A 25,372-nucleotide genomic window follows, 5' to 3' on the forward strand; every position below is an offset into this window, starting at 1 on the left:
TGGATTGACGCGCGGTCCCCATGTAATAGGAGCGGAGGGACGGTAGGGGACACCGGCGCAGCAGGCGCCCTGGAGGCTTCTGCCGCATTGGAAATTATGAAGGCAAGGCGTTGGCGGGACGACGTGCGTCTTCTCACAAGATCGGCAGGATTGATGAACCGGACTGAAGAAAAACTCGCAGCGCTGAACCAGCCCAAGCCTTGGTCCGGCGTCAACGCCTATCGCTCCGATCCGCTGCTCGTCGATCTGACCTCGTCTCTCTCGCGTCCGCTGCGCGAGGAATACGACGTCATTGGCAAATATGTGACCTCGCCTGAAGCCCAGGAACTGGCCCGCATGGCCAATGCCAGCCCGCCTCAGCTCAGAACCCACGGCGTGCGCGGCGAACGTCTTGACGTTGTCGAGTTTCACCCGGCCTGGCATGCCCTCATGCGTCGCTCGATGGCCTCAGGCCTGCATTCCTCCGTCTGGGAAAATGCGCCGGAAGCCCGCGGCCACGAACACAAGGCCCGCGCCGTCCGCTTCTTCCTGACGGCCCAGCTCGAATCGGGGCATCTCTGCCCGCTGACCATGACCAGCGCTTCGGTCGCAGCCCTTGTTGCCTCCCCGGCCGTGCAGAAGGAATGGACGCCGCGCATCCTGTCGCGCAAATACGACAGCAGCAACAAGCCGCCGATGCAGAAGACTGCCGTGACAATCGGCATGGGAATGACGGAAAAGCAGGGCGGCACGGATGTGCGCACCAATACCACCACCGGAGAACGGGTGGGCGAGGGGATCTACCGTCTCTCCGGCCACAAATGGTTCATGTCGGCCCCGATGAGCGATGCCTTCGTCATGCTCGCGCAGACCAAGGACGGCATGGGCTGCTTCCTGGTGCCACGCCTTCTGGAGGATGGCTCGGCCAACGGGCTCGAATTCCAGCGCCTGAAGGACAAGCTCGGCAACCGTTCCAACGCCTCCTCCGAGGTCGAATTCGCCGAAACCTTCGGCTTCCTCCTCGGTTCGCCCGGCGACGGCGTGCGCACCATCCTCGATATGGTTACGCTGACCCGCCTCGATTGCGCGCTCTCCTCTGCCGGCATGATGCGCGCCTCCATGGCCGAGGCCATTCACCACGTCCGCGGCCGCGTCGTTTTTGGCAAGGCGCTGATCGATCAGCCGATGATGACGCGTGTTCTGGCCGACATGGCGCTCGACGTTGCGGCCGCGACGGCGCTTGCCTTCCGTCTCGCCGACAGCTTCGACAAGGCGCGGGAAAACCCGGTCGATGCGGCTTACGCCCGCGTCATGACGCCGGTTGCCAAATACTGGATCTGCAAGATCGCGCCAGGATTGATCTACGAAGCCATGGAATGCATCGGCGGCAGCGGCTATGTCGAGGAGCGGCCGATTGCGCGCCACTACCGCGAAGCCCCGGTGAACGCGATCTGGGAAGGCTCCGGCAATGTCATGGCGCTGGATGTCTTGCGGGTCTTGAGCCGTGGCAAGGATCTCTTCGAAACACTCTTCGCCGGCCTTGAGCGGGATCTCGGTCCGTCCGGCAAGAAGACCGTCGAAGTCCTGCGCGCAGCGACGGCTCTTGCCGAACGCGACGAGGCCGCCGGCCGACTGCTTATCGAGCAGCTGGCACTCGCGGCCGGTGCCGCCGAGCTTTACCGACTGGGCGCCGGCAAGATCGCCGATGCCTTCCTCGAATCACGCCTCGCCGGCGGCTGGCGCCATACCTATGGCGTGCTCGATGCGCGCTTCGATTCTCGCTATGTGCTCGACCTGCTCTATCCGCCCGCCACCTGAGCGGCGAGATAGAGCATGACAGGGATGGTGAAGAAAGCCGCGACTGTCTGCACGGTGGCCGCTGCCGCATAGAGGTCGGCATCGCCGCCCATCTGCTTGGCCAGCACATAGCCGTTCATCGCCGTAGGAACGGCTGCCCCCAGCGCAACCATCACCACGATTTCACCGGAAAGACCGAAGGTGAGGGCGAGGCTGACGGCAACGACCGGGAACACGATCAGCTTCAGCATGACCGTGAGCAGGACGCTCGGCTGTGGCTTCAGCGCGTCCGCGATCCGCAGCCCTGCACCAACAGTGACCAGCCCCAGCCCGAGGGAAGCGCTCGCGATGAGATCGACCGCCGTCATGAATGGTGCGTAGACCGTCCAGCCGGAGAGGTTCACCACGACGCCGGCGGCGGCACCGATGATGATGGGATTGGTGATGATCTTGAAGGCGAATGTCTTGAAATTGCGGCTTTCCCCTGAGAACCACACCATGATCCCGACATTGATCAGGTTCAGCGGCACGATAATGGACGCCATGATGACCGCGATGACCGTCAGCCCCATGGTCCCGGTCAGTTTCTCCGCAATGGCGAGCGCCATGAAGCCGTTCCAGCGCGTCGAGGTCTGAAAGACGGAGGTATAGGCCGGGCCTCCCATGCCGCTCCTCTTCAGGAGCGGCCAGCAAGCCAGTACGATCCCCGTCATCACGCCGACGGCAAGCAGGGAGACGATGCCGACGCTGCCGCTGTCCGTCGCGGAGAAATCTGCGGTCGAAAGCGTCTGGAAGAGCAGGGCAGGGAAAAGCACGAAATAGCCGAACTGCTCGAGCCCTCCCCAGAAGCTCGCGTTGATCAAGGGTGTACGCTTGAGCACGACCCCGAGAATCACAAGCAGGAAGATGGGCAGGATGCTTTCGAAGATGATGAGCATGACAGGTCCAAAATGGCAGGCAGGGAGCCGTAGCCCCGGAGATCCGCGCAAACAATCGAAAAACGTGTCTCGGCGACATTTTTGACCAAGTCACTGAAACTGCTCATCCACAGGCGCCGTTAACCTTAACAAAGGGTTTACGTTGCGCCTTGGCGCCGAACCGGCCACCTTTTGCATGGGACAGACGTTAAAGGGTAGAGTGGTGACGGACGCGCTTTTGGCACGACCGATGGCGACCATCATGATGATGGTGTTTTTCTCGGGGCTGGCGCTCGACATCGCCGTCCCGGCGGCCGTGCTCAGCGTGATGGCGTCACTGAAATGGCTGGTGGAAAACTGGCCGGCGGCAAATGATTTGCCGTTCGATCAAAAGGCGGAAACGGCATGAAGACACTTCTGCTCTTGTGGGCATTGCCCATCACGATCCTCGGCGCCTGGTACGGTCTGTCCTATTACAACATGAGCTTCGGCATCTTCATGCTGACGCGCGACGCGCATGACCTCGTCTTCCAGATCTACGGAAACGTGCTGGGCATTGCGCCCGAAACGATACCGCCGCTGGTCGCGCGCGCCATCATCGTCGACAGCCTGATTCTCTTCGCGATCATCGGCTTTCGCCGCCGCAGGCAGATCAAGGCCTGGTGGTTGGCACGTCAGGCAAAATCGTCTGACGTGTCGGACATGCGGGCGAGCCCCGAAAGCCTGTCCAGCGCACCCTGAAGAATGAAGCTCGCAGCAGCGGAATCGATCCGTTCGCTGCGCTTGGCCCGCGACACATCCATCTCGAGCAGCGCCCGTTCCGCAGCCACCGTCGACAGCCGCTCGTCCCAGTAGACGAAGGGAATGTCGGTCTTCTCCGACATCGAGCGCACGAAAGCACGGGTTGCCTGCACGCGCGGCCCCGACGAGCCGTCCATGTTGACCGGCAGGCCGATCACGAAGGCAACGATCTTTTCCTTCGCCGCGAAGGCCAGAAGCACTTCGGCATCCTGAGTGAATTTCACCCGCTTAATAACAGGGCGAGGGGTGGCGAAGCGGCGACCGAGATCGGAGGCCGATAGCCCGATCGTCTTCGTGCCGAGGTCGAGCCCGGCAATCGCCTCGCCGGGTTGCAACCGTTCCGCCAGTTCCTCGATCGTCAGTGTCGCCATGATCTCGCCTGTCCGGTGGTCAGCGCTTGCGCACGAATTCGGTGCGAAGCACGAGGCCCTTGATCGCATCGTGCCGGCAATCGATGTGCTCCGGATCGTCGGTGAGGCGGATGGAGCGGATGACCGTGCCCTGCTTCAGCGTCTGGCCCGCACCCTTGACCTTGAGGTCCTTGATCAGGACCACCGAATCGCCATCGGCAAGCTCGGTTCCGGATGCGTCGCGGGCCACGGGTTTGGCCGCGGCCGCCGCGGCAACTTCGGACGCCGGACGCCATTCGCCGGTTGCCTCGTCATACACGTAGTCGTCATCGGCCATGGTCGGTCCTTCCTTGCGCTGAGCGCTACGGCTGTCATGCTCGTCGCTTAGACCAGCATAGGCAGAGAAGCAACTCGGCCGCCCGTTGCCGAAGGGGCCGCTTGCCATATATTGCAGACGACAGTCAAAGACCGGAGACGCACCTATGAAAATCACCTGGCTCGGCCACGCCGCCTTCCGCCTCGATTCGGCCAAGGCATCGATCCTCATCGATCCCTTTCTGACCGATAACCCGGGCTTCGCCGGTCTCGACCTCAAGGACATGACCAAGGGTGTCACGCACATCCTCCTGACCCATGGACATGGCGATCATGTCGGCGACACGGTTCAGCTCGCCGGGGAGACCGGTGCCACGGTCCTCGCCAATGCCGATCTTGCTGCATGGCTTGGCACCAAGGGCGTCGACAAGCTTGAAATGGGCAATACCGGCGGCACGGTAAATTTCGAAGGTTTCAGCGTCACCTTCACCAATGCCCTTCACTCCTCGGCCCAGATTACCGAAGACGGCGTCTCCCACGCGCTTGGCAATGCCAACGGCCTGATGATGCATTTCGAGGACGAGGCCTCCGTCCTGCACATGGGAGACACCGACATCTTCTCCGACATGAAGCTGATCAACGAATTGCACCAGCCGGATGTCGGCATCGTGCCGATCGGTGACCGCTTCACCATGGGCGGCGCGGTCGCGGCACTGGCCTGCCAGCGGTTTTTCGACTTCAAGACGGCGATCCCGTGCCATTACGGGTCCTTCCCGATCATCGACCAGACGCCGGAAAAATTCGTCGCCGGCATGGACGGCACGCGCACCCGTGTAGCCACCCCGCAGGCCGGTTCGGCCATCGAGGTCTGACAATCCCCGTTGCTTCGGCGCCTGACGGCCATTATAGCGAAGAAAACAGCTTATCCGGAGAATGCCATGTCTGTTGACCTCGCCACCGTCAAGCGCGTCGCGCGCCTTGCCCGCATCGCTGTCAGCGAGGAGGATGCCGCGCGCATGACCGGGGAGCTGAACGGCATTCTCGGTTTTGTCGAGCAGCTCGACGAGGTCGACGTGACAGGCGTGGAGCCGATGACGTCGGTCATGCCCATGGCGATGAAGAAGCGCGCCGACATTGTGACCGACGGCGACAAGGCGGACGCCATCGTCGCCAACGCGCCGGCCACCGACCGCAATTTCTTCCAGGTGCCGAAGGTCGTCGAATAAGATCCGGCATCAGCCCCCTGAGCCAGCCTCCCGAATTTCCCGCCCTGATCGGCGAAGACAGTCTGAAGTGAACCTGCCATGAGCGAACTGACAAGCCTCACCATTGCCGAAGCCCGCGACAAACTCGCCGCCAAGGAGATCAAGGCCGTCGAACTGACGGATGCTTATCTCTCCGCGATCGAGGGAGCGAATGGCGCGCTGAACGCCTATGTTGCGGTCACGCCTGAGATCGCCCGCGACATGGCAAAGACATCCGACGCGCGCATTGCCGAGGGCAAGGCCGGCGTACTCGAAGGCATTCCGCTTGGCGTCAAGGATCTCTTCGCCACCCGTGACGTCCACACCCAGGCCTGCAGCCACATCCTTGACGGCTTCAAGCCGAAATATGAATCGACCGTCACCCAGAACCTGTGGGATGCCGGCGCCGTGATGCTCGGCAAGCTCAACATGGACGAATTCGCCATGGGCTCGTCAAACGAGAGCTCGTATTACGGTCCCGCCGTCAACCCGTGGAAGGCTGAAGGCTCGGACGAGAAGCGCGTGCCCGGCGGTTCTTCCGGTGGTTCCGCTGTCGCCGTGGCGGCCAAGCTCTGCGCCGGCGCGACGGCAACCGATACAGGCGGCTCCATCCGCCAGCCGGCCGCGTTCACCGGCACCGTCGGCATCAAGCCGACCTATGGCCGGTGCTCGCGCTTCGGGATTGTCGCGTTTGCCTCGTCGCTCGATCAGGCAGGCCCGATCGCCCGCGACGTCCGCGATGCTGCCATCCTGTTGAAGTCCATGGCCAGCATCGATCCGAAGGATACGACCTCGGTCGACCTGCCGGTGCCAGATTACGAGAAGGCCATCGGCGGCTCGGTAAAGGGCATGAAGATCGGCATTCCCAGGGAATACCGCATCGAGGGCATGTCCGAGGAAATCGAGGCCCTCTGGCAACAGGGCATCGCCTGGCTCAAGGAGGCCGGTGCCGAGATCGTCGACATATCCCTGCCGCACACGAAATATGCGCTGCCGGCCTACTACATCGTGGCACCCGCCGAAGCCTCGTCGAACCTCGCTCGCTATGACGGCGTCCGCTATGGTCTGCGTGTCGACGGCAAGGACATTGCCGACATGTATGAGAAGACGCGCGCCGCCGGTTTCGGCAAGGAAGTCCAGCGCCGCATCATGATCGGCACCTATGTGCTCTCGGCCGGCTACTACGACGCCTATTACCTCAAGGCACAGAAGGTCCGCACGCTGATCAAGCGCGACTTCGAGCTTGCCTTCGAAGCCGGCGTGGATGCGATCCTCGCGCCCATTACTCCGTCCTCGGCCTTCGCCATCGGCGACAAGGAACTGGCGGCTGACCCGGTCAAGATGTACCAGCAGGACGTGTTCACCATCACGCTGAACATGGCGGGTCTGCCCGGGATCTCTGTTCCCGCCGGTCTCGACAGCAAGGGACTGCCGCTTGGCCTCCAGGTCATCGGCAAGCCCTTCGAGGAGGAAACCCTCTTCAAGACCGCCCACGTCATCGAACAGGCTGCCGGCAAGTTCACGCCGGCCAAGTGGTGGTAAAGGACTTCGTCATCCGTGACATGGTCGCGGCCGATGCTGATAGTGTCGGCCGCGTCGGTTTTGATGCCTGGGCTGCCAATCCGGTGCTGAACGCCTTCGGCGTCGATATGATGGTCCGCATTCGCCTGAGCTTTCGTCGCTTTGCCCAGGAGCATTTCAGCCTGATCACCATTGGTGAACTCGGTGGCGAAATCGCCGGTTGGACCGCTCGCGAAGGTGCGCGAGACTACATATCCGATCTCTGGGTGAGCCCCGTCCATCAGGGTCTCGGTATTGGCTCTGCCCTGGTCTCGGCGACGCTGCGCGAGATGCGCTCGGAGGGCCTGAAGAGGGCACGGATCGATACCCACGCCGCGAATGAAAGCGCCGTCCGGCTCTACCAGGATCTGGGGTTCTCCATCGTCTGGCGCGGCATGCAGCATTCACCGTCCATGGGTCTGATGGTCGAGAAGGTGAAGATGCAGCAGGTGTTTTAGCGGGAGCGACGGCGCTCGCTCTCCATGTAAGCCTTTAGGACGGCGTTCATTCGTGTCTGATAACCCTTGCCCTGCCCGCGGAACCACTCAAGCACGTCCCGGTCGAGCCGGACGGTGATTTGCGTTTTGGCCGATGGCGTAACGAGTGCCGCGGTTTCGAAGAACGTGTCATCGAGCTCCGGGATATCGCTATAATCAATGTCCGCGTCCGACCGCGACTGAAGCTCCTTAAGGCGAGCGGCGGAGATGGTCATGATACTTCTGCCTTTCTTTGCGGTTCGCGAGACGAGCTGAGATGATCCGGGTCACGTCGCCTCGGAGTGTATGGACGACGACAACGACGATCAATTTCTCGATGGTGCCGATGCTGGTATAGCGGGTCTCGCCATAATCACGACGGTTGTCGACGCCGGTCAGAACGTCGCCTTCGAAGATCAAACGGGCTTCTCGAACGAGATCCCGTACTTGATCTGGTTAGCGATATTCTTCGCGGCGTCCCACTCATAGCCCATGACGCATTGTAACTACACTTGTAGTGTCGTTCAAGCGCCAGCCTTCGGCGTCACCGGTTGTCCAGTTCCGACCTCACCAGCCGCAGGCCCCGTTCGGTAATGCGATACGGTTTGCCCTGTTTCGAACTGATCGCCTTCAGGCGTTTCAGCCTTCGAAAAAGCTCGATATCGAAGCCGGGATAGAGCCAGCCGTCGCGGGAGAAGCACAAGACCTTCTCGATCTTGCGTCGGTCGTCGCGGTGGAGTTCGATCCAGCCGCCCTGTGCCATGAGATGAAGGATACGCTGGTCGATGCGTGAAATGTCCATGGAATGATGTCCGGAAAGCGCTTTGAAAAGCGCGCATGAAAACGGGTCCGGCGCCACAAGGCGTCGGGGCTTCGTTTTCTGGCCCTGGCCGATGGATCCCAAAGAGGGGATCGCGGGCAGGGCCTTTACCGGGTCTCGGACGAACCGAACATCAAAACTCCTATCGACTTGCCCCCTTAGCATGACGTTTCCGAGCCGTCCATTCCGGCCGAACGGGTGTCTGGCCAAGAATCGCAGTCGATGATTTACTGCCGGCAACAATGAGGTGATGATGGCCACGATCCGCAAGGCTCGACAGGACGACGCGCAATACCTGACGGCGATCGGCTTGCGTGCCTGGCGCAAGGCAATGTCGTCGGTGGGGGAGGCGGCGGAAATGGCTGCCAATGCCCGCGACGCCTTTGCCCGCTTCACGCAGGATGGCTGGATCACGATTACGATCGTCGAGAAATCGGGGATGATCGCCGGCTGGGCGGCCCGCGAGGACATGGACGAAGTTATCTCCGATTTCTGGATCGATCCGGATCACGAAGGCCAGGGTCTCGGTACCGCGCTTCTGGCCGCCTTGGAAGACGAGATGCGGGCGCAGGGTTTCTCGCTCGCCCGCCTGCAGACGCATGCGATGAACGGCGATGCGCTGAACTTCTTCGAGAAGAGGGGCTATGCCGTGAACTGGCTGACCGTCAGCTACAATCCGAAACTTGACCGCGACGTGCAATCCGTCGGTCTGTCGAAAATGCTGTCGGAAGAACCTGCCACCGGCTACGGGCAGGAATTCTAGGCGATGCCGACAACTCTCAGCACGTGGCCCAACGCGTCCAGGACTGTGCTGGGGAACAGGGCCGTGAACAGAGCCAGCAGCCCTTGCAGCATTGCCATGACCGAGAGCAGGACGGGGAAGACACCCTTTTTCGTCTTGTGCCGCAGCCATTTCTGGCAGGCAAAGGCGCCGATACCGCCGAAAGCGATGGCCAGCAGGATCAGCGTATCCTCTCGCACGCGCCACGCACCCTCGCGTGCCGCCTGCTTGTCATAGGCGTAGACGCAGAACACGACGACGTTCCACAGAGCATAGATCGCAACGAAGGTGAGACGTGTCTCGAGGGTCATGGCAGGCAAGGTAGCCGGTATTGCTTAAGCTTTTCCCTTTGGGAAGCGTCGGCCGGTGCGCGCCCTGGAGCCTTGCACCTTCGGGCCAATTGCTCTACCTCACGAGACAACACGTCCACGCATGACACGAGCATCCGATGACCCTGGTAGACACCCGCACGCCTGATCCGAAACGCTTCATTCCCGGTGCCACCGGTGACTGGGAAGTCATTATCGGCATGGAAGTCCATGCCCAGGTCCTGTCCAATTCCAAGCTGTTCTCGGGCGCGTCCACCATCTTTGGCAATGCGCCGAATTCCAACGTCTCGCTTGTCGATGCCGCCATGCCCGGCATGCTGCCCGTCATCAACGAGGAATGCGTGGCCCAGGCCGTGCGCACGGGGCTCGGTCTGAAGGCGCAGATCAACAAGCGCTCGATCTTCGACCGCAAGAACTACTTCTATCCGGACCTGCCGCAGGGCTACCAGATCTCACAGTTCAAGGACCCGATCGTCGGCGAGGGCAAGATCGTGATTTCGCTCGGCCCGGACCGTCAGGGCAATTTCGAGGACATCGAGATCGGCATCGAGCGTCTGCATCTGGAGCAGGATGCCGGCAAGTCGATGCATGACCAGCACCCGACCATGTCCTATGTGGATCTCAACCGCTCCGGCGTTGCGCTCATGGAAATCGTCTCGAAGCCCGACATGCGCTCGTCCGACGAAGCCAAGGCCTACATGACGAAGCTGCGCTCGATCGTGCGTTATCTCGGCACCTGTGACGGTAACATGGACGAAGGCTCGATGCGCGCCGACGTGAATGTCTCCGTGCGCAAGCCCGGCGGCGAATTCGGCACGCGCTGCGAAATCAAGAACGTCAACTCGATCCGCTTCATCGGCCAGGCGATCGAATACGAAGCCCGTCGCCAGATCGCGATCATCGAGGACGGCGGCACGATCGATCAGGAAACCCGCCTCTTTGATCCGGGCAAGGGCGAGACGCGCTCCATGCGCTCCAAGGAAGATGCGCATGACTATCGCTACTTCCCCGATCCGGACCTGCTGCCGCTCGAGTTTGACGATGCCTTCATCGAGGCGATGAAGAAGGACCTGCCGGAACTGCCCGACGACAAGAAGGCCCGTTTCGTTGCCGAGCTTGGCCTCTCCGTCTACGACGCCTCCGTGCTCGTTTCAGAAAAGGCGATCGCCGACTATTTCGAGGCCGTGGCCGAAGGCCGCGACGGCAAGACGGCTGCCAACTGGGTCATCAACGACTTGCTGGGCGCCTTGAACAAGTCGGGCAAAACCATTGAAGAGACTCCGGTTTCGCCTACCCAGCTTGGCGGCATCATCGACCTCATCAAGTCGGAAACCATCTCCGGAAAGATCGCCAAGGACCTGTTCGAGATCGTCTTCACCGAAGGCGGTGATCCGGCGGAAATCGTCGACATCAGAGGCATGAAGCAGGTCACGGATACGGGCGCCATCGAAAAGGCGGTCGACGAGATCATCGCTGCCAACCCGGATCAGGTCGCCAAGGTGCTGGCCAAGCCGACACTCGCCGGCTGGTTCGTCGGCCAGGTGATGAAGGCGACCGGCGGCAAGGCCAACCCGCAGGCCGTCCAGGCGCTGGTCAAGGCCAAGCTTGGAATCGTCGAGGAGTAAGCCCCTTGTTCTTCGTCCGCACCGCCACTGATCGCGATGTCGAACCTCTGCGCAGCCTGCTGACGCAGAGTTTCCACGCGACCTATGACCGGTTCTACGGGCCGGCCAAGGTGGCCGAGCTGGTCGCCGCCTGGCACAGTTCAGCCGAGATCAAGCGGCGCATCCAGGTGAAGGGCGGCGAATATCTCGTCGCCGACGACGGCAAGCGGATCGGCGGCATGGCCTTTGCGGCCATGTCGGAAAAGCTCGCCAAGACCGCGATCCTGCACCAGCTCTATGTCCACCCGGATCACCAGCGTCAGGGCGTCGGCCGCGATCTCTTCGCCGAAATCGAGACCTGTTTTCCGGATGCCGAAATCCTGCGGCTGGAAGTCGAGCCACAGAATGCCGGTGCCATCGCCTTCTACGAGGCGCATGGCTTTGCCGAGGTCGACCGCACGACGAATTGCGGTGGTCCCGATAGCGGCATCGAAGCGCTGATTCTGGAAAAGCCGCTCCGCTGAGTGGCTTTTTCGTTCTCGGCCTCCTGCCTCAGTCGAAGGCGGCTGCGTGACCCTTGCCATATTGGACGGACACGTGCGGCGCAGGGGCGGGCGGTTTACGCACAGAATTGTCACCAGCCGTCGCATGCCTGTCATCAGCAAGTGCCCCGGGATCGTTATGGAAGGCCGGACTGACGCAAGGGCGGGGTAGACATGCAAGGCCAAACAGTGACCATCCGGGAAGCCAACGAGAATGATCTGGAGGCGATCATCGCCCTCTTCGCCGATGACCCGCTGGGCGGCCATGGCGACACGAGCGATCCCCAGGCGCTGCCCGACTACCGCGCCGCTTTCCACAAGATCGCTGCCTCGCTGAACGAGACCCTCTATCTCGCGGAACTGGACGGTGAAGTCGTCGGCACTTTCCAGACCATGGTGACGAGGACGCTCACGGCGCGGGGTTCCTCCTCGATGATCATCGAGGCGGTGCAGACACGGGCCGACATGCGGGGCAGGGGCATTGGCGCTGCAATGATCGGCTTTGCCATCGACAAGGCCCGCCGCGACGGCATGCGCCTCGTCCAGCTCACCTCAAACGCCGTGCGCAAGGATGCCCACCGCTTTTACGAGCGGCTTGGCTTCATTCCCTCCCATATCGGCTTCAAGATGAAGCTGAAATGACGAGGGTGCGACGGGGAATCACTGGACAAGCCGAAGGCGAGGCGGCATAAGCGAACGGGATCGACAAGGCCGTCCCACGGCCTGCGGCTAGAGCCAAGGATACACGATGAAGCAGCTCCTCTTGCAGATCTTCACCTGGTGGAACGGTCAGACCATGGGCACCCGTTTCTTCACCTGGCGTCACGGCAAGCGCGTCGGCGAAGACGAATTCGGCAATGTCTACTATGAAGGCCCGATGACGAGCTGGGGCCAGCCGAAGCGCTGGGTGATCTATAACGGTTACGCCGAAGCCTCGAAGATCGCCTCGGGCTGGCATGGCTGGATGCATTACCGCACCGACACACCGCCGTCGAAGGAAGACTACAAGCCGCGCGAATGGGAAAAGGCGCATCGCCCGAACCAGACCGGCACGGCCGCCGCCTATCGTCCGCAGGGTTCGATTGCTGCCACCGGCGAGCGTCCGCGCGTCACCGGCGACTATGATGCCTGGACGCCGGGCAGCTGATACCCGATTTGGCCATATTCCGGCATTAGGGCCTCTTGAGTGGGGCCCTTCTTGTATCTGGCCTCCGGTCGATTAGGGCCAGTGGATCTTTGAAAGCGAGCGGGACGATGAAATTGAGTGCATGGGCATTTGCCATTCCGGTTGTCGGGCTTGCCGCTGCGGCATCGCTTGGCCTTGCCGGCAAGGCTGACGCCGCCCGCCTCGAAAATCCCGTCGCCGAATTCGCCGGCATCGACAAGATCACGGGCCGCATCACCACTTTCGACGTCTATGTCAACGAAACCGTCCAGTTCGGCGCGCTCCAGGTGACGCCGAAGATCTGCTATTCGCGCGACGAGACCGAGGCCCAGAAGATCGACGCCTTCATCGAGGTTGACGAGATCACGCTGGACCGCAAGATCCGCCGCATCTTCTCCGGCTGGATGTTTGCCGACAGCCCGGCGCTGAATGCCGTCGAACACCCGATCTATGACGTCTGGCTGACCGGCTGCAAGGCGAATTCCGAAGTTCCGGCCCCGCCCGGTGTCGAGACCGTGGCCAAGCCCGCGCCAGAGCCTGAAAAGCCCGCCGAGGCGGCGGCTCCGGCCGCAGCCCCGCAAGACCCGACCCAGGCTGGCACGGATCCGTCTCTGGCCACCGTGCCGGGTGACGATCCCAATCAGGCCGCCCTGCCGCCGCTCGATGCCCCGGTGGAGGTGCCCGACGACGTCTATGGCGGCACCGAGCCGCCCGCCGAATTCCCGCTGGACGGCAATCCAGTGCCGCAGGATCAGGTGCTCGTGCCCCCGGCGCCCGTCGCCCCACCCGGCGGCGTCGGCCTCTACTGAGGCCAGGGGCGCCGCCACCGGATAGTCTCGCGGCCCAGGCGGTGGTGATCGAACCGGCGGCAGTCCGCTCTTCCTTGTGGAGTGTTTGCCCCGGCAAGGACGTGGGTGTGAACCGACGCGCGACGCTTGCCGATTGACATGCCCCTCAATAGGGAACAAGAAGAGAACGAACAGGAGTTCTCCCATGTCCCTCTCCGAAAAATTTATCGTCCTTCCCTTCAAGAAGAACCGTGGCAACATCGTGCCCGGCGAAATGCGCCAGGCCTCCAGCGCCGCCTCCGCCGAAAAGATCGCCACCGCCATGTCGACCCGCCACCTCGGCGTGGCCGCCTATGCGATACAGGTCGACGAAGAAAGCGGCGACATGACCAGCCCCAAACTGATCATTTCCTTCGGCGAGACTGCGGATCTAACGGTGAACTGAAACCTGAGGCAAAAGCCCCTCCCAGACCTTCCCCGTGGCGGGGTCGAGTTGATCCGGTTGCGCCCCTGTGCCCCAGTGATGCATGCCCGGCGGCTCCCGTGGTTGAGCGCAACAATCGAATGTTCTACCAAGGGGCCGAGACACCGCCCCCAAGGTCCTTTCTTCCTAGTGGGGAAGAGATGCCCTCTCATCGAAAGACTGCGAGGGCCAGGGGACATTCCCGAAATCGCTTCAAACCGTTTCCCCTTGACGCAACCGTCCCGCAGGCGTGCAATGCAGGGATGTCGAAGCCTCTGGGAGGAAGAGCAATGGCAACGCCGAAGAACATCATCTGCATCTGGTACGACCGCGACGCCGAAGAAGCCGCGCACTTCTACGCAAGCGTCTTCCCCGACTCGGAGGTGAAGGCCGTCCACCATGCCCCTTCCGATTATCCCTCCGGCAAGGCCGGAGACGTGCTGACCGTCGACTTCATCGTCGCCGGCATCCCCTGCATGGGTCTCAACGGCGGCCCGGCTTTCAAGCACTCCGAAGCCTTCTCCTTCCAGATTGCGACCGAGGACCAGGAGGAAACCGACCGCTACTGGAGCGCCATCGTCGGCAATGGCGGTCAGGAAAGTGCCTGTGGCTGGTGCAAGGACAAATGGGGCGTCAACTGGCAGATCACGCCCCGCGCCCTGACGGAGGCGTTGGCGGCCGGCGGCGCGGAGGCGAAGCGCGCATTTGAGGCAATGATGGACATGGGCAAGATCGACGTGGCAAAGATCGAGGCGGCGCGCCGGGGTTGAGCGCGTGCGCACTTCGTTCGTCGATGCCGGATGTCGGGAACAACCGATCTCGTAAACAATAAAAATTCACGCAGCTTTGGACTTTTCTTGTGCCTTAAGGGGCTCCTGCGCGTTGTAGGCCGGAGCGAAGCCGTTATCGTGAAGACTGGACGCGAAGCAATGGTTGCGCTCGCCGAATTTGGCGGTCCGGTGTCTGGAGTATTTGATGGCGCTACCCACTCTCTTTTCGCCTTCCGGGAACTGCTGGCGGACCGAAACGGCGGATGAGTTCTCGATCCTCATCGATGCCAATGACTATTTCACCTCGATCCGTGCCTCCATGATGGCGGCGAAACACGCCATCTTCTTTGTCGGATGGGACTTCGACGCCTCCATCACGCTCGGCCACCCGCAGGTCGATGATGGAGCGCCTCGCGGTGTCGGTGACTTTCTTCTCTGGCTGGCGCGCCGCACCCCGGGTCTCGAGATCCGGATCTTGCTGTGGAGCCCTGCACCGCTCGCGAGCTGGGCCAGACTGTCGAACCTTCCCTATCTGCTGCGATGGAAATGGAACCGCCAGATATCCGTCCGTCTGGACGGCAAGCATCCTCTCGGCAGCTCCCACCACCAGAAGATGCTGGTGATCGATGATGCCGTCGCCTATTGCGGCGGGATCGACGTGACGCTCGACCGCTGGGACACGCGCGAGCATCTCGATGATAACCCCGACAGGCGCCGGCCGAACGGCAAACCCTATGGGCCCTGGCACGACATATCCAGCCGGTTCACCGGGCCCGCAGCCCGCGCACTTGGCGAATTGTGCCGTTACCGCTGGACGCGTGCAGGCGGAAAGGACGTTGCCCCGGTGGCCGCAACGCCACCGCCTGCAGAGCGCGCGCCGAACTTCTCTTTCGGCAGCGTCGACCTTGCGATCGCGCGCACGAGCCCGGCCTATCAGGAGGAGCACGCCGTTACGGAGATCGAGCAGCTCTATCTCGACATGATCAACGCTGCGCGCCACACCCTCTACGCCGAGAGCCAGTACTTCGCATCCCGCGCCGTCGCCCAGGCGATCGCAAGACGGCTTGCCGAACCGGATGGTCCGGAATTCGTTCTGATCAATCCGACGACATCCGACAACTGGCTCGGAACCGTCGCCATGGACACGGCGAGGGCACGGCTCTTCGAATCCCTGCGCCGTCACGACCGCCACGGACGGTTCAGGATCTACCATCCGGTGACGGCCAGGGGCCAGCCGATCTATGTGCATGCAAAGCTGCTGATCGTCGATGACCAGTATCTTCGCGTCGGCTCGTCCAACATGAACAACCGTTCGATGCGCTTCGACCAGGAATGCGACGTGGCGCTCGAGGCGGGCGGCTCGGAGAGGCTTTCCTCAAGGATCTTTAGTTTCAGGAATGATCTCGTGGCGGAACATCTGGATGCGACGCCCGAGGCCGTCGAACAGGCGATCCGCCAGTCCGGTTCGCTGATTGGTGCGGTCGAGATGTTGCGCGCCAGAAGCGCAGAGCTGCGCCTTTGCACACTCAGACCCTATGAGACCCCGGAAATCTCGGACCTCGAAGAATGGCTCGCCGATCACGAGATCCTCGATCCGGAGGGATCCGAAGCTGTGTTCGAGCCGATCGAGAATCGCGGCCTGTTTCGAGGGAGGCTGAAGCGGCCGAGGCGGGGGAAGATACAGGGGTAGGTGAATGGCCGTCTGGCCACCGCCTTAATGTAAGCGGCTGGTGCAGGGACAAATCGGGCATCAACTGGCAGATCGCGCCGCGCGCGCGCACAGAGGTACTGGCGGCGATGATCGTCAGATCCTAGGCAAGGAGATGTGGCGGTTCGTTGGAAGGCACGACGACGGCAAGCGTGCTCGCCGCTTCGAAATGCACGATCCGTGCCTTTAACACGGAATGTCCCTCAGGGCCCGAAGACTCACGAAGCAAGTCATGACTCGGTGATCACCAAAATGCCGAAGGGCATCAGGATTGTGGGAGTGTGGCACAGGTGCGGGAAGCGTGCAGGGTTGTTTGGGGGGCAACTGGGCCGTGTTGGGGTGCTCGGTGGGCATGGCCGGAGCGATAGCGCCTGCTGCTAGTCCAAGTAGAGATGTTGCATCAATTGGCAGATCACGTCGCGCTTGCGGATGGTCGCGCTGAAGGTGGACGGCGAGGAGCGCAAGCGCGCGTTTGCGGCAATTTTGATGGTGCAGTAGATTGGTTTGGCTCGGGTTGAGGGCCGTAAACAGTAAACCGTAGACAGTGTGGCAAAGAAATTTCTTTTGTGGCTTCATGATAGAGCGGTGCCGCTCCAAAGAGGGGCGTGGGTCACGCAAAATCCTCTCAGTGTTTTCCAAATGATAGAAAATTCCTTAGCAGTTGAGTTTAAAACAAAAAACAAATATACAACGTTGGGTGGGTTGGCTCTGAGTTTGCAACACCAAGGGGAGGTGCAATGCCTAGGAAGTGTTTCTACAGTTTTCACTACGCCGAGGATAACTGGCGAGTTGCGAAGGTAAAAAACATCGGTGCAGTGGAGGGGCAGCCGATCGTCTCTGGAAACGAATTCGAGGCGATTAAAGCAAAAGGGGATAATGCAGTCAAAAGTTGGATTAACGAAAACATGGTTGGGAGGAGCACCGTTATTGTGCTCATCGGCGCAAATACGGCCGGTCGTAAGTGGGTAGACTATGAAATCGAGTACGCGTGGAGTCAGAAGAAGGCATTGCTGGGAATCCACATCCACAAGTTACTCGACAGCGACGAAAACCCAACAGCTAAAGGGAAAGACCCGTTTGCTAAATGGACAATTGGGCAGCAAAAGACGCCAATGTCGAACTTCGCAAAAGTGTACGATCCAGTTGGGGCTGACAGCAAATCTGTTTATGCTTCAATCTCAGACAACATTGAAAACTGGATAGAGGAGGCTATTCGCTTAAGGGGTTAGGAAGCAGTTCACGGCGAAAAAGGCTTGCAAAAGATATTTCGTTCTCCCATGCAGGGGGGTAGTTTCCCTCGAAATATTCCATGCGCGCTGCGGCACCAGTCGTTGGCAATGGCAGTATTTTTGCGTGTGGATAGAGCTGCTTGAACATCGTAGCCTCGTCTTTAATGCCTTCCATGCCTCCGACGAGCACTGCAGCGTCAAAATTTCTACTTTGTAGCATTCGTTCTCGCATCAAGGCCAAGTTCTCAGCGACCCCACCCGGTATTCTCTCAATGTAACGAATGTCAGCAAAGTCGTTGTTCTCACGTGGCATCTCCCCTCTAAAAAAGTCGCTTTGATAGATAGTGATACGATCTCGGTCGAGCTTCGCACTTCGTGCGTAAAGGGACATCAGTGGCGTTATTGCTGGATGGCCGCCAAAGGTGACGCGCCCCCTCGGGAGAACAGCTTCTACGAGCGCTCTGATGGCTTCTCGTATTAAAAATACATCTGCCGTCTCGAAGTAGAGACGATTGCGCTCGGGAAGTGGAACGCTAGCCGAGAGGAAGACCTCAATCATCTCACAAACTCCTTCAGGGCCTGAGGGATATCAGCAACTGATATTGTGCGTATCGGCAGGTGCCCATCCAGCCATTTCAGATGCGTAAGCCAGTCTTTGTGAAGTCCGCGGCTGTCGTACACTGCCCATATGGGAACATCAGGAGAATTAATGGATGAGATCGATTCAAAAATTGTGTTGATGCGATCAGAAGTAGGTCGCCCGATAGTCGGTACAGCCGCAAGTGTTTTTTTGTTGGCAAGCTCCACTGAAATCCAACGCTCAGGCTGAACAGACGGATTGAAGCGAAGATCCCGAGCCGCGTCACAAAAATTGTCCACCAGGTGCGCGTGCCTCAGCGCCATGGCTTTCGCTCGTAGTTCCTCAGCTAGATTACAGATTTGATCTACGGCTTTCTTAGTAATTGTTCCCCCTCGGCCAGGAGACGGGCCGCTAAAATCTGTCACTTGGAGCTTTACGAAATGGCTAAACGCGTATTTAGCGTCTTCAGTCTGACCTGGCCATAGAAGATGAAGGGTCTGAATCCCTAGCAAATTTGCTTGCGCTAATTCGGCGCTAGTCCATCGACCTTCCCGAAAGCCTGGCGTATCGATGAGAACAATTACATCTACATCAGACATTCTATGCCAAAGTTCTGCCTGGAAATCGACAGCCGGCGGGACTGAACGCACGTCGATGAATACATCGAAACCACGTTTATCTAAGTCTTCATAGAGTTTGTCGGCGAGAGGTTGAGATCCCTTCCGCCGATAACTTATAAACACGCCTCGCTCCTTGCGCAAAAGGCGAAATGTTTCAAATATCAATGAGGTAAGCCGTGCAATCCCAGCGCCGCTGGCGGAGCATTCAATCACGTTGATATGGGTTAGCTCACTCGGTATCTCGTCGGTTACCTTTGTTTTGTCGCTTACAACTGGAGCAACAATAATCGAATCCTCTAGAATTTTGTCCAATATATGTGGCACGCCTCTCAAGGTGTTGCCAAAGTAGATCCCAATTGCAGGTAGCTTACGATCATAGTCGGTGATGCAATCGACAAAAGCGATTGTTCTCGGATTGATGCCCAAGTCGGTCGCTCGCTTCTCTACACTTACCTTTAGGGCAGTCAGCCGATCATCGTGAGCGCCCATTGTGATCACTTGATACGAATACACTGACATTTAGTGCGTCCCCCGCATGCTCCTTTGGCGATCTGCTACGCCGAGATAGCTCGGCCACAGTACCATGTTTTGAGATGTGACGGCATTTTCTATGTCTGGTTCCGCGCCTGTCCCTCCTACCCACTAAAACCTGACCGTCTCGCTCTCCATCGCCTTGTCCAGCAACAGCCCATACGCATCTTTCGGAATATCCACCGCCCCGAACGTTTTCAGATGTTCGGTGGTGAACTGCGTATCCAGCAGCGTGAACCCGCGTTCCCTCAACCGCTCCACCAGATGGACGAGGCAGATCTTCGACGCATTGGTGCGCCTGGAAAACATGCTCTCGCCGAAGAAGGCCGAGCCGAGCGACACGCCGTAGAGACCACCGACCAGTTCATCGCCTTCGAAGGCCTCGACGCTATGGGCGTGGCCGAGGCGATGGAGGGCCCCGTAGAGTTCGCGGATGGTCTGGTTGATCCAGGTGCTCGGCCGGTCGGGGGCCGCCTCCGCGCATTTGTCCACCACCTGGTCGAAGGCGGTGTCGAAGCGGATGTCGAAGGGTCGTTTGCGGATTGCCTTGGCAAGGCTCGACGAAACGTGGAAGTCGTCGAGGGGGATAATGCCCCGGATCTCCGGTTCGACCCAGAAGAGCTCCGGGTCGTCGGCTGAATCCGACATCGGGAACATCCCGATGGAATAGGCGCGCAGCAGGAGTTCCGGCGTAATGCTTCGGTCCCTGCTGCGTCGCCCAGCCATTGTTTTACTTGGCCGAGGTTTCGGCCAGGTATTTTTCCAGCCAGTGGATGTCGTACTCGCCATTGGCGATGTCCTGGTTGGACACGAGATCCTGGAACAGCGGCAGCGTGGTCTTGATGCCGTCGACGACGAATTCGTCGAGCACGCGGCGAAGGCGCATCATGCATTCGACGCGGGTGCGTCCATGCACGATCAGCTTGCCGATCAGGCTGTCATAGTAGGGCGGGATCTTGTAGCCGGCATAGGCGCCGCTATCGACGCGAACGCCCAGACCACCCGGGGCATGGAAATGCGTGATCGTGCCCGGCGACGGCACGAAGGTGCGCGGGTCCTCGGCATTGATGCGGCATTCGATGGCATGACCGGAGAAGACGATCTCGTCCTGTGTGACCGAGAGGCCGGCGCCGGAGGCGACGCGGATCTGCTCATGCACGAGGTCGATGCCGGTGATGGCTTCCGTGATCGGGTGCTCCACCTGCAGGCGGGTGTTCATTTCGATGAAATAGAACTCGCCGTTTTCGTAGAGGAATTCGATCGTGCCGGCGCCCCGGTACTTCATCTTCTTCATGGCTTCGGCGCAGATCGAACCGATCTTCATCCGCTGCTCGACATTGAGGGCAGGGGAATTCGCCTCTTCCCAGACCTTCTGGTGGCGGCGCTGCAGCGAGCAATCGCGTTCGCCGAGATGGATCGCGTTGCCCGCACCATCGCCGACGACCTGCACTTCGATATGGCGCGGCTTGCCGAGATATTTTTCCATGTAGACGGCGTCATTGCCGAAGGCTGCGAGCGCTTCGGAACGGGCGGTCGAGACGGCCTCTTCCAGCTCTTCCTCGGTCTTTGCCACCTTCATGCCGCGGCCACCGCCGCCGGCCGTCGCCTTGATCAGCACGGGAAAGCCGATTTCGCGGGCGATTTCCAGCGCATTTTCCGGCAGAACTTCACCGGCGGATCCCGGAACGACCGGGATGCCGAGTTCGACCGCGGTCTTCTTCGCCGTGATCTTGTCGCCCATCAGGCGGATATGCTCCGCCGTCGGTCCGATGAAGGTGATGCCATGGGCGTCGAGAATGTCGGCGAACTTGGCGTTTTCAGACAGAAAGCCGTAGCCCGGATGAACGGCGTCAGCGCCGGTGATCTCGCAGGCAGCCACGATCTGGTGAATGTTGAGATAGCTGTCGCGGGACGGCGGCGGGCCGATGCACACGCTCTCGTCGGCAAGGCGCACATGCATGGCATCAGCGTCTGCCGTGGAGTGCACGGCCACCGTCTGGATGCCGAGTTCCTTGCAGGCGCGCAGCACGCGCAGGGCGATTTCGCCTCTGTTGGCGATGAGAATTTTTGAGATACCGCTCATCGGCTCACTCGATGATCACAAGAGGCTCGCCGTATTCGACCGGGCTTGAATCGTCGATAACGATTTCGACGACCTTGCCGGACTTGGGCGAGGGGATCTGGTTCATGGTCTTCATCGCTTCGATGATCAGCAGCGTCTGGCCTTCCTTGACCATCTGGCCGACTTCGACGAAGGCGCGGGCGCCCGGCGCCGGCGACAGATAGACGGTGCCGACCATGGGGGCCGTCACGGCATTGGAGAGATCGCGGCCGGCGGGAGCGGCCGGCGCTGTGGCAGCCGCAGGGGCGGCAGCCGGTGCAGCCGGCGCCTGATAGGCATAACCTGCCATCTGCTGCGGCATCATCATCGGGGTCCCGTTGCGCGAGACGCGGATGCGCAGGTCGTCCTGCTCCACTTCGATCTCGGTGAGATCCGTGTCGTTGAGGATGTTTGCGAGATCGCGGATCAGCGACTGGTCGATGCCCGATTTCTTGTCAGCCATGGGTTGATGTCCTGTATTCTTGTTATTGCGTGATGGTTTTCAGCGCCTGAAGCGCCAGGATGTAGCTATGAGGTCCGAAACCACAGATGACGCCCTTTGCGGCGGGCGCTATCATCGATTTGTGGCGGAATTCCTCGCGCGCATGCACGTTGGAAATGTGCACCTCGATCACCGGGATCGGCGAAATGGCACGGATCGCGTCATGCAGCGCAACCGAGGTGTGCGTATAGGCGCCGGCATTGAAGGCAACGCCGGCTGCCTTGTCGGCGGCCTCATGCAGCCAATCGACGAGCATGCCCTCATGATTGGACTGGCGGAAGTCGATGGTCAGGCCGAGCTCGTCACCGGCGGCCTTGCAGTCGGCCTCGATGTCGGCGAGCGTCTTGCCGCCATAAATCCCGGGCTCCCGCTTTCCCAGCATGTTGAGATTGGGGCCGTTCAGCACGAAAATGGTCTTGCTCATCTACGCTTCCGTCGACTTTCAACCGCCTCCTATAAACCGAGAGGCCTTATAGGGAAAGCCCTTTGCCGTGATCACGCCAAACCGTCCCCGGAAATCCGGGGCAGGGTTAAGATCGAAGGGCAAAGGCGGGCCGGATTTGTCTCAGCAGGTGGCCTTGCCGCAGGCGCGAATATTGGCGACCTTGGCCTCGATCGCCTCTTTGCCGACGGCACCCGGAACGGTCTCGTTGCCGATCACGTAGGATGGCGTGCCGGTGATCCCCAGGCTGGTCGCCAGCTGATAGGCTTCCTGCACCTGTTCCGTGTTCGGGCTCTCGCTCATCTTGGCGCGGATCGCGTCTTCGGCAATGCCCAGTTCGCCGGCGATCGCTATCGCGCTCTCTTCCGAGGCGCGGCCATCCTGGGTCATCATGGCGCGGAAGAAGGCGCCGTAATTGTCCGGAGACAGCTTGCGCACGGCATCGGATACCTTGTGCGCCGCTTCCGAATCCGGCCCGAGAATCGGGAATTCCTTCAAGACGTAGCGGACATTCTTGTCCCCTTCGATGACGGCTTCCATGTCGGCATGGGCGCGACGGCAATAGCCGCAATTATAGTCGAAGAACTCGACGACCGTGACATCGCCCTTCGGATTGCCAATGGCGAGATCATAGGCGGACTTGAAGATCGCATCCTGGTTGGTCGAGAGCGCCTCTGCCGAGCGCTGCGAGCGGATCTCCTCCTGCTTTTTCTGCAGGGCGTCCTGCACTTCGAGCATGATCTCCGGGTTCTCGATCAGGTATTCGCGGATGAATGCGCCGAATTCCTTTTTCTGCGCCTCGTCGAGGGCGGCGGCCGGAAGCGGCATCAGGGCAGGGAGAAGCGCGATACCGGCGCTGGCGATCATTTTGAAGTTCATGCCCATGGTGTTCCTCGTCCTTGCTGCCATCTGTCGTGTCTTCGACCACAGGCATTTCCATCCCGAAGGCCGGCTTGCGCCGAGCCTGAAGCCTGACGCTTTCATGCGGAATGGCTTTTTTGCACCGCCTTGTCCAGCCTCTCCATTGTGATGCCATGCGCTTTGCGGCAAATGTCTGGCATGTGACCGAGGAGCATCAAGTTGATTTCGATTTCCAAGCGCAGTGCCGTCGAACCCTTCCACGCCATGGACATTCTGGCCGAGGCTACCCGCAGGCGGCAGGCAGGCCGCCCGGTTATCTCCATGGCGGTTGGACAGCCAGGCCACCCGGCACCGCAGGCGGCGCTTGAAGCCGCCCGCAAGGCGCTGGAAGGGGGCCGCATCGGCTATACGGATGCGCTGGGCATGACGGGGCTGCGCCAGGCGCTTGCCGAGGAATATCGCCGCCGGCACAATGTCTCGGTCGACTGGAACCGGATCGTCGTGACAACCGGTTCATCTGCCGGCTTCAATCTCGCCTTCCTCTCCCTCTTTGACGTTGGCGACGCCGTGGCGATTGCCAGACCCGGCTACCCCGCTTATCGCAGCATCCTCGCCGCCCTCGGCCTCAAGGTCGTCGAGGTCGCCGTCGGCCCGGACACCGGCTTCACCCTGACACCTGAAAGTCTGGAACGCGCTCAGGCAGAAGCCGGTGTTCGCCTCAAGGGCGTCCTGCTCGCAAGCCCCGCCAACCCGACAGGCACCGTCACGACCAGGGTGCAGCTGAAGGCTGTCTACGACTACTGCCAGGGCCAAGGCATCACCCTGATCTCTGACGAGATCTACCATGGCCTGACCTACGGCTCCGAAGAGACGACGGCGCTGGAGATCGGCGACGAGGCCGTGATCATCAATTCCTTCTCCAAGTATTATTGCATGACCGGCTGGCGCATCGGCTGGATGGTCTTGCCCCAAGAACTGGTCCGCCCCGTCGAATGCGTCGCCCAGAGCCTCTACATCTCGGCGCCTGAACTTTCACAGATCGCCGCGCTTGCGGCCCTGAGCGCAACCGTGGAACTGGAGCACTACAAGGCGGCCTGCCGGGCCAATCGCGACTTCCTAATGGACCGACTGCCAGCGCTTGGCCTGCCGTTGCTCTCGCCGATGGACGGCGCATTCTACGCCTATGTCGATGCGACGCGCTTCACCAATGACAGCATGGCTTTTGCCAAGAAGATCCTCGCGGAGACGGATGTTGCCGTCACGCCGGGGCGTGATTTCGACCCGGCGGAGGGCCATCTGGCGCTGCGCCTCTCCTATGCGGGCACGATGGCGGAGATGGTCGAGGCGACCGACCGGCTTGAGAAATGGCTGCCACGAAGCGATTAGGCAGTGAGCGAAATGGATTCGCGATCAAGGCCTTCGCAGCGGAACGTGAATCAGATTGCGAACCGGCTCACGCGGTCTCTGAACTCCGCAGCCTGATGGAAACGGGAAGCGCGCATATGCCGATCGAAAGAATGAGCCCCTTCATCACCGCGCCCCAAATCCGGACGGAGCGAACCATTCTCAGGGCCCATCGCCTCGAAGATTTCGGTCCGATGCTCGCCATGTGGCAGGATGAGGCCGTCTACCGCCATATCTTGGGTCGCCCTTCGACAGGCAGTGAGACCTGGTCGCGGCTTCTCCGCTATATCGGCCATTGGACAGCACTCGGCTTTGGCTATTGGGTGATCGAGGACCGGCAAACGGGCCTTTTCCTCGGAGAGGCTGGCTTCGCTGATTTCCGCCGCGATATGGATCCGCCGCTCGGCCCCGCGCCTGAGGCCGGCTGGGCGCTTGTGCCTTTTGGGCACGGACGTGGTCTCGCGACGGAGGTCGTGTTGGCCGCCCATGTCTGGATGGACGCTCACAACACGCGGGACCATACCCTCTGCATCCTCAATCCGGAGCATCGGGCGTCACGCCGGATTGCGGAGAAGTGCGGCTATCGCCACGCTTATAACACCACATTCGCCGGTGGTCCGACATCGGTCATGAAGCGCATATCCGCCCTGGCGATCTGATCGGCAAACACGCGACGAACGAAAAAGGGCCCCG

Annotated in this window: 32 protein-coding genes and 1 pseudogene; 19 read left to right on the forward strand and 14 right to left on the reverse strand. The window is 60.6% G+C overall.

The window, feature by feature from the left end; translation table 11 throughout:
- Positions 1–153: 153 nt before the first annotated feature.
- Entirely contained in the window at positions 154–1,797 is a 1,644-nt protein-coding gene (locus QTL56_RS02715; protein WP_229575979.1) for an acyl-CoA dehydrogenase family protein, read from the forward strand.
- Here the strand turns inward: QTL56_RS02715 and QTL56_RS02720 are convergent.
- Positions 1,779–2,714 carry an AEC family transporter gene (locus tag QTL56_RS02720; protein WP_245137088.1) on the reverse strand — a complete coding sequence of 312 codons (936 nt, stop codon included), beginning with the start codon at positions 2,712–2,714 and terminating at the stop codon, positions 1,779–1,781. The genes QTL56_RS02715 and QTL56_RS02720 overlap by 19 nt on opposite strands.
- 202 nt (positions 2,715–2,916) lie before the next feature.
- Between QTL56_RS02720 and QTL56_RS02725 the strand changes: the two genes are divergently transcribed.
- Positions 2,917–3,102 (forward strand): hypothetical protein, encoded by a 186-nt coding sequence (locus tag QTL56_RS02725; protein ID WP_229575981.1) that lies wholly within the window; start codon positions 2,917–2,919, stop codon positions 3,100–3,102.
- Entirely contained in the window at positions 3,099–3,434 is a 336-nt protein-coding gene (locus QTL56_RS02730; RefSeq protein WP_229575982.1) for a DUF6105 family protein, read from the forward strand. Before QTL56_RS02725 ends, QTL56_RS02730 begins: the two co-directional genes overlap by 4 nt.
- Here the strand turns inward: QTL56_RS02730 and ruvX are convergent.
- Positions 3,368–3,865, reverse strand: coding sequence for a Holliday junction resolvase RuvX (ruvX, locus tag QTL56_RS02735; protein ID WP_229575983.1), 498 nt, complete (start codon positions 3,863–3,865; stop codon positions 3,368–3,370). The genes QTL56_RS02730 and ruvX overlap by 67 nt on opposite strands.
- A 19-nt stretch (positions 3,866–3,884) precedes the next feature.
- Positions 3,885–4,181 carry an alkylphosphonate utilization protein gene (locus QTL56_RS02740; RefSeq protein WP_229575984.1) on the reverse strand — a complete coding sequence of 99 codons (297 nt, stop codon included), beginning with the start codon at positions 4,179–4,181 and terminating at the stop codon, positions 3,885–3,887.
- 145 nt (positions 4,182–4,326) lie between these two features.
- Here QTL56_RS02740 and QTL56_RS02745 point away from each other — a divergent pair, with 145 nt between their 5' ends.
- From QTL56_RS02745 to QTL56_RS02760, 4 genes are all read left to right on the forward strand, one after another.
- Positions 4,327–5,031, forward strand: a complete 705-nt coding sequence (locus QTL56_RS02745; protein ID WP_245137087.1) for a metal-dependent hydrolase — start codon at positions 4,327–4,329, stop codon at positions 5,029–5,031.
- 66 nt (positions 5,032–5,097) lie between these two features.
- Positions 5,098–5,385, forward strand: coding sequence for an Asp-tRNA(Asn)/Glu-tRNA(Gln) amidotransferase subunit GatC (gene gatC, locus QTL56_RS02750; RefSeq protein WP_229575986.1), 288 nt, complete (start codon positions 5,098–5,100; stop codon positions 5,383–5,385).
- A gap of 78 nt (positions 5,386–5,463) precedes the next feature.
- Positions 5,464–6,945: an Asp-tRNA(Asn)/Glu-tRNA(Gln) amidotransferase subunit GatA gene (gene gatA / locus QTL56_RS02755; protein ID WP_245137086.1), complete on the forward strand. Its 1,482-nt coding sequence runs from the start codon at positions 5,464–5,466 to the stop codon at positions 6,943–6,945.
- A complete protein-coding gene (locus QTL56_RS02760) occupies positions 6,939–7,421 on the forward strand; it encodes a GNAT family N-acetyltransferase (protein ID WP_229575988.1) in 483 nt (160 codons plus the stop codon). Before gatA ends, QTL56_RS02760 begins: the two co-directional genes overlap by 7 nt.
- On the opposite strand, the gene QTL56_RS02765 is transcribed toward QTL56_RS02760, so the two are convergent.
- From QTL56_RS02765 to QTL56_RS02775, 3 genes are all read right to left on the reverse strand, one after another.
- Positions 7,418–7,675, reverse strand: a complete 258-nt coding sequence (locus QTL56_RS02765; RefSeq protein WP_245137085.1) for a BrnA antitoxin family protein — start codon at positions 7,673–7,675, stop codon at positions 7,418–7,420. The genes QTL56_RS02760 and QTL56_RS02765 overlap by 4 nt on opposite strands.
- Complete coding sequence (locus tag QTL56_RS02770; protein ID WP_245137084.1) at positions 7,650–7,859, reverse strand: BrnT family toxin; 210 nt, start codon at positions 7,857–7,859, stop codon at positions 7,650–7,652. The genes QTL56_RS02765 and QTL56_RS02770 overlap by 26 nt, the downstream gene beginning before the upstream one ends.
- Positions 7,860–7,983: 124 nt before the next feature.
- Positions 7,984–8,241 carry a YjhX family toxin gene (locus tag QTL56_RS02775; protein WP_245137083.1) on the reverse strand — a complete coding sequence of 86 codons (258 nt, stop codon included), beginning with the start codon at positions 8,239–8,241 and terminating at the stop codon, positions 7,984–7,986.
- Between the two features lie 271 nt (positions 8,242–8,512).
- On the opposite strand from QTL56_RS02775, the gene QTL56_RS02780 reads away from it, so the two are divergent.
- Positions 8,513–9,022: a GNAT family N-acetyltransferase gene (locus QTL56_RS02780; RefSeq protein ID WP_229575992.1), complete on the forward strand. Its 510-nt coding sequence runs from the start codon at positions 8,513–8,515 to the stop codon at positions 9,020–9,022.
- On the opposite strand, the gene QTL56_RS02785 is transcribed toward QTL56_RS02780, so the two are convergent.
- Positions 9,019–9,351, reverse strand: a complete 333-nt coding sequence (locus QTL56_RS02785) for a DUF1294 domain-containing protein (RefSeq protein ID WP_245137082.1) — start codon at positions 9,349–9,351, stop codon at positions 9,019–9,021. The two genes, QTL56_RS02780 and QTL56_RS02785, sit on opposite strands and share 4 nt — an antisense overlap.
- 137 nt (positions 9,352–9,488) lie before the next feature.
- Here QTL56_RS02785 and gatB point away from each other — a divergent pair, with 137 nt between their 5' ends.
- The 9 genes and pseudogenes from gatB to QTL56_RS02830 all read left to right on the forward strand — a co-directional run bounded on the left by gatB (position 9,489) and on the right by QTL56_RS02830 (position 17,638).
- A complete protein-coding gene (gatB, locus tag QTL56_RS02790; protein ID WP_245137081.1) occupies positions 9,489–10,994 on the forward strand; it encodes an Asp-tRNA(Asn)/Glu-tRNA(Gln) amidotransferase subunit GatB in 1,506 nt (501 codons plus the stop codon).
- Between the two features lie 5 nt (positions 10,995–10,999).
- Positions 11,000–11,497: a GNAT family N-acetyltransferase gene (locus QTL56_RS02795; protein WP_245137080.1), complete on the forward strand. Its 498-nt coding sequence runs from the start codon at positions 11,000–11,002 to the stop codon at positions 11,495–11,497.
- Positions 11,498–11,689: 192 nt separating this feature from the next.
- Positions 11,690–12,157, forward strand: a complete 468-nt coding sequence (locus QTL56_RS02800) for a GNAT family N-acetyltransferase (protein WP_245137079.1) — start codon at positions 11,690–11,692, stop codon at positions 12,155–12,157.
- A 106-nt stretch (positions 12,158–12,263) separates the two neighbouring features.
- Entirely contained in the window at positions 12,264–12,662 is a 399-nt protein-coding gene (locus QTL56_RS02805) for an NADH:ubiquinone oxidoreductase subunit NDUFA12 (RefSeq protein ID WP_229575997.1), read from the forward strand.
- 107 nt (positions 12,663–12,769) lie between these two features.
- Positions 12,770–13,192 (forward strand): annotated as a pseudogene (locus QTL56_RS02810) (DUF2155 domain-containing protein); the annotation flags it as partial.
- A 481-nt stretch (positions 13,193–13,673) separates the two neighbouring features.
- Positions 13,674–13,913 carry a hypothetical protein gene (locus QTL56_RS02815; RefSeq protein ID WP_229575998.1) on the forward strand — a complete coding sequence of 80 codons (240 nt, stop codon included), beginning with the start codon at positions 13,674–13,676 and terminating at the stop codon, positions 13,911–13,913.
- Between the two features lie 308 nt (positions 13,914–14,221).
- Complete coding sequence (locus QTL56_RS02820) at positions 14,222–14,701, forward strand: VOC family protein (RefSeq protein WP_245137078.1); 480 nt, start codon at positions 14,222–14,224, stop codon at positions 14,699–14,701.
- A 205-nt stretch (positions 14,702–14,906) separates the two neighbouring features.
- Positions 14,907–16,391 (forward strand): phospholipase D-like domain-containing protein, encoded by a 1,485-nt coding sequence (locus QTL56_RS02825; RefSeq protein WP_245137077.1) that lies wholly within the window; start codon positions 14,907–14,909, stop codon positions 16,389–16,391.
- 755 nt (positions 16,392–17,146) lie between these two features.
- Positions 17,147–17,638: a TIR domain-containing protein gene (locus QTL56_RS02830; protein WP_245137076.1), complete on the forward strand. Its 492-nt coding sequence runs from the start codon at positions 17,147–17,149 to the stop codon at positions 17,636–17,638.
- Here the strand turns inward: QTL56_RS02830 and thcA are convergent.
- From thcA to QTL56_RS02865, 7 genes are all read right to left on the reverse strand, one after another.
- Positions 17,619–18,197 carry a Thoeris type III anti-phage system protein ThcA gene (thcA, locus tag QTL56_RS02835; RefSeq protein ID WP_245137075.1) on the reverse strand — a complete coding sequence of 193 codons (579 nt, stop codon included), beginning with the start codon at positions 18,195–18,197 and terminating at the stop codon, positions 17,619–17,621. The two genes, QTL56_RS02830 and thcA, sit on opposite strands and share 20 nt — an antisense overlap.
- Positions 18,194–19,357 (reverse strand): Thoeris type III anti-phage system protein ThcB4, encoded by a 1,164-nt coding sequence (thcB4, locus tag QTL56_RS02840; RefSeq protein ID WP_245137074.1) that lies wholly within the window; start codon positions 19,355–19,357, stop codon positions 18,194–18,196. The genes thcA and thcB4 overlap by 4 nt, the downstream gene beginning before the upstream one ends.
- A 123-nt stretch (positions 19,358–19,480) precedes the next feature.
- Complete coding sequence (gene aat / locus QTL56_RS02845) at positions 19,481–20,095, reverse strand: leucyl/phenylalanyl-tRNA--protein transferase (protein ID WP_245137073.1); 615 nt, start codon at positions 20,093–20,095, stop codon at positions 19,481–19,483.
- A 4-nt stretch (positions 20,096–20,099) separates the two neighbouring features.
- Positions 20,100–21,452, reverse strand: coding sequence for an acetyl-CoA carboxylase biotin carboxylase subunit (accC, locus tag QTL56_RS02850; protein ID WP_229576002.1), 1,353 nt, complete (start codon positions 21,450–21,452; stop codon positions 20,100–20,102).
- A gap of 4 nt (positions 21,453–21,456) precedes the next feature.
- Positions 21,457–21,933, reverse strand: a complete 477-nt coding sequence (gene accB, locus QTL56_RS02855; RefSeq protein WP_245137072.1) for an acetyl-CoA carboxylase biotin carboxyl carrier protein — start codon at positions 21,931–21,933, stop codon at positions 21,457–21,459.
- Between the two features lie 22 nt (positions 21,934–21,955).
- Positions 21,956–22,396 (reverse strand): type II 3-dehydroquinate dehydratase, encoded by a 441-nt coding sequence (aroQ, locus tag QTL56_RS02860; RefSeq protein WP_229576004.1) that lies wholly within the window; start codon positions 22,394–22,396, stop codon positions 21,956–21,958.
- Positions 22,397–22,537: 141 nt separating this feature from the next.
- Entirely contained in the window at positions 22,538–23,299 is a 762-nt protein-coding gene (locus tag QTL56_RS02865) for a DsbA family protein (RefSeq protein WP_245137071.1), read from the reverse strand.
- 195 nt (positions 23,300–23,494) lie between these two features.
- On the opposite strand from QTL56_RS02865, the gene QTL56_RS02870 reads away from it, so the two are divergent.
- Both QTL56_RS02870 and QTL56_RS02875 read left to right on the forward strand, forming a co-directional pair.
- Positions 23,495–24,661, forward strand: a complete 1,167-nt coding sequence (locus QTL56_RS02870; RefSeq protein ID WP_245137070.1) for an aminotransferase class I/II-fold pyridoxal phosphate-dependent enzyme — start codon at positions 23,495–23,497, stop codon at positions 24,659–24,661.
- A 116-nt stretch (positions 24,662–24,777) separates the two neighbouring features.
- Complete coding sequence (locus tag QTL56_RS02875) at positions 24,778–25,338, forward strand: GNAT family N-acetyltransferase (protein ID WP_245137069.1); 561 nt, start codon at positions 24,778–24,780, stop codon at positions 25,336–25,338.
- The last annotated feature ends 34 nt before the right edge of the window (positions 25,339–25,372 follow it).

This window comes from Peteryoungia algae (genome assembly GCF_030369675.1).
GTDB lineage: Bacteria > Pseudomonadota > Alphaproteobacteria > Rhizobiales > Rhizobiaceae > Allorhizobium > Allorhizobium algae.

Coding starts and splice junctions, on each gene's coding strand:
- QTL56_RS02715 (WP_229575979.1), top strand. CDS start 154: ATGAACCGGACTGAAGAAAAACTCGCAGCGCTGAACCAGCCCAAGCCT.
- QTL56_RS02720 (WP_245137088.1), bottom strand. CDS start 2,714: ATGCTCATCATCTTCGAAAGCATCCTGCCCATCTTCCTGCTTGTGATT.
- QTL56_RS02730 (WP_229575982.1), top strand. CDS start 3,099: ATGAAGACACTTCTGCTCTTGTGGGCATTGCCCATCACGATCCTCGGC.
- ruvX (WP_229575983.1), bottom strand. CDS start 3,865: ATGGCGACACTGACGATCGAGGAACTGGCGGAACGGTTGCAACCCGGC.
- QTL56_RS02740 (WP_229575984.1), bottom strand. CDS start 4,181: ATGGCCGATGACGACTACGTGTATGACGAGGCAACCGGCGAATGGCGT.
- QTL56_RS02745 (WP_245137087.1), top strand. CDS start 4,327: ATGAAAATCACCTGGCTCGGCCACGCCGCCTTCCGCCTCGATTCGGCC.
- gatC (WP_229575986.1), top strand. CDS start 5,098: ATGTCTGTTGACCTCGCCACCGTCAAGCGCGTCGCGCGCCTTGCCCGC.
- gatA (WP_245137086.1), top strand. CDS start 5,464: ATGAGCGAACTGACAAGCCTCACCATTGCCGAAGCCCGCGACAAACTC.
- QTL56_RS02765 (WP_245137085.1), bottom strand. CDS start 7,675: ATGACCATCTCCGCCGCTCGCCTTAAGGAGCTTCAGTCGCGGTCGGAC.
- QTL56_RS02775 (WP_245137083.1), bottom strand. CDS start 8,241: ATGGACATTTCACGCATCGACCAGCGTATCCTTCATCTCATGGCACAG.
- QTL56_RS02780 (WP_229575992.1), top strand. CDS start 8,513: ATGGCCACGATCCGCAAGGCTCGACAGGACGACGCGCAATACCTGACG.
- QTL56_RS02785 (WP_245137082.1), bottom strand. CDS start 9,351: ATGACCCTCGAGACACGTCTCACCTTCGTTGCGATCTATGCTCTGTGG.
- gatB (WP_245137081.1), top strand. CDS start 9,489: ATGACCCTGGTAGACACCCGCACGCCTGATCCGAAACGCTTCATTCCC.
- QTL56_RS02800 (WP_245137079.1), top strand. CDS start 11,690: ATGCAAGGCCAAACAGTGACCATCCGGGAAGCCAACGAGAATGATCTG.
- QTL56_RS02805 (WP_229575997.1), top strand. CDS start 12,264: ATGAAGCAGCTCCTCTTGCAGATCTTCACCTGGTGGAACGGTCAGACC.
- QTL56_RS02815 (WP_229575998.1), top strand. CDS start 13,674: ATGTCCCTCTCCGAAAAATTTATCGTCCTTCCCTTCAAGAAGAACCGT.
- QTL56_RS02820 (WP_245137078.1), top strand. CDS start 14,222: ATGGCAACGCCGAAGAACATCATCTGCATCTGGTACGACCGCGACGCC.
- QTL56_RS02825 (WP_245137077.1), top strand. CDS start 14,907: ATGGCGCTACCCACTCTCTTTTCGCCTTCCGGGAACTGCTGGCGGACC.
- QTL56_RS02830 (WP_245137076.1), top strand. CDS start 17,147: ATGCCTAGGAAGTGTTTCTACAGTTTTCACTACGCCGAGGATAACTGG.
- thcA (WP_245137075.1), bottom strand. CDS start 18,197: ATGATTGAGGTCTTCCTCTCGGCTAGCGTTCCACTTCCCGAGCGCAAT.
- thcB4 (WP_245137074.1), bottom strand. CDS start 19,357: ATGTCAGTGTATTCGTATCAAGTGATCACAATGGGCGCTCACGATGAT.
- aat (WP_245137073.1), bottom strand. CDS start 20,095: ATGGCTGGGCGACGCAGCAGGGACCGAAGCATTACGCCGGAACTCCTG.
- accC (WP_229576002.1), bottom strand. CDS start 21,452: ATGAGCGGTATCTCAAAAATTCTCATCGCCAACAGAGGCGAAATCGCC.
- accB (WP_245137072.1), bottom strand. CDS start 21,933: ATGGCTGACAAGAAATCGGGCATCGACCAGTCGCTGATCCGCGATCTC.
- aroQ (WP_229576004.1), bottom strand. CDS start 22,396: ATGAGCAAGACCATTTTCGTGCTGAACGGCCCCAATCTCAACATGCTG.
- QTL56_RS02865 (WP_245137071.1), bottom strand. CDS start 23,299: ATGGGCATGAACTTCAAAATGATCGCCAGCGCCGGTATCGCGCTTCTC.
- QTL56_RS02875 (WP_245137069.1), top strand. CDS start 24,778: ATGCCGATCGAAAGAATGAGCCCCTTCATCACCGCGCCCCAAATCCGG.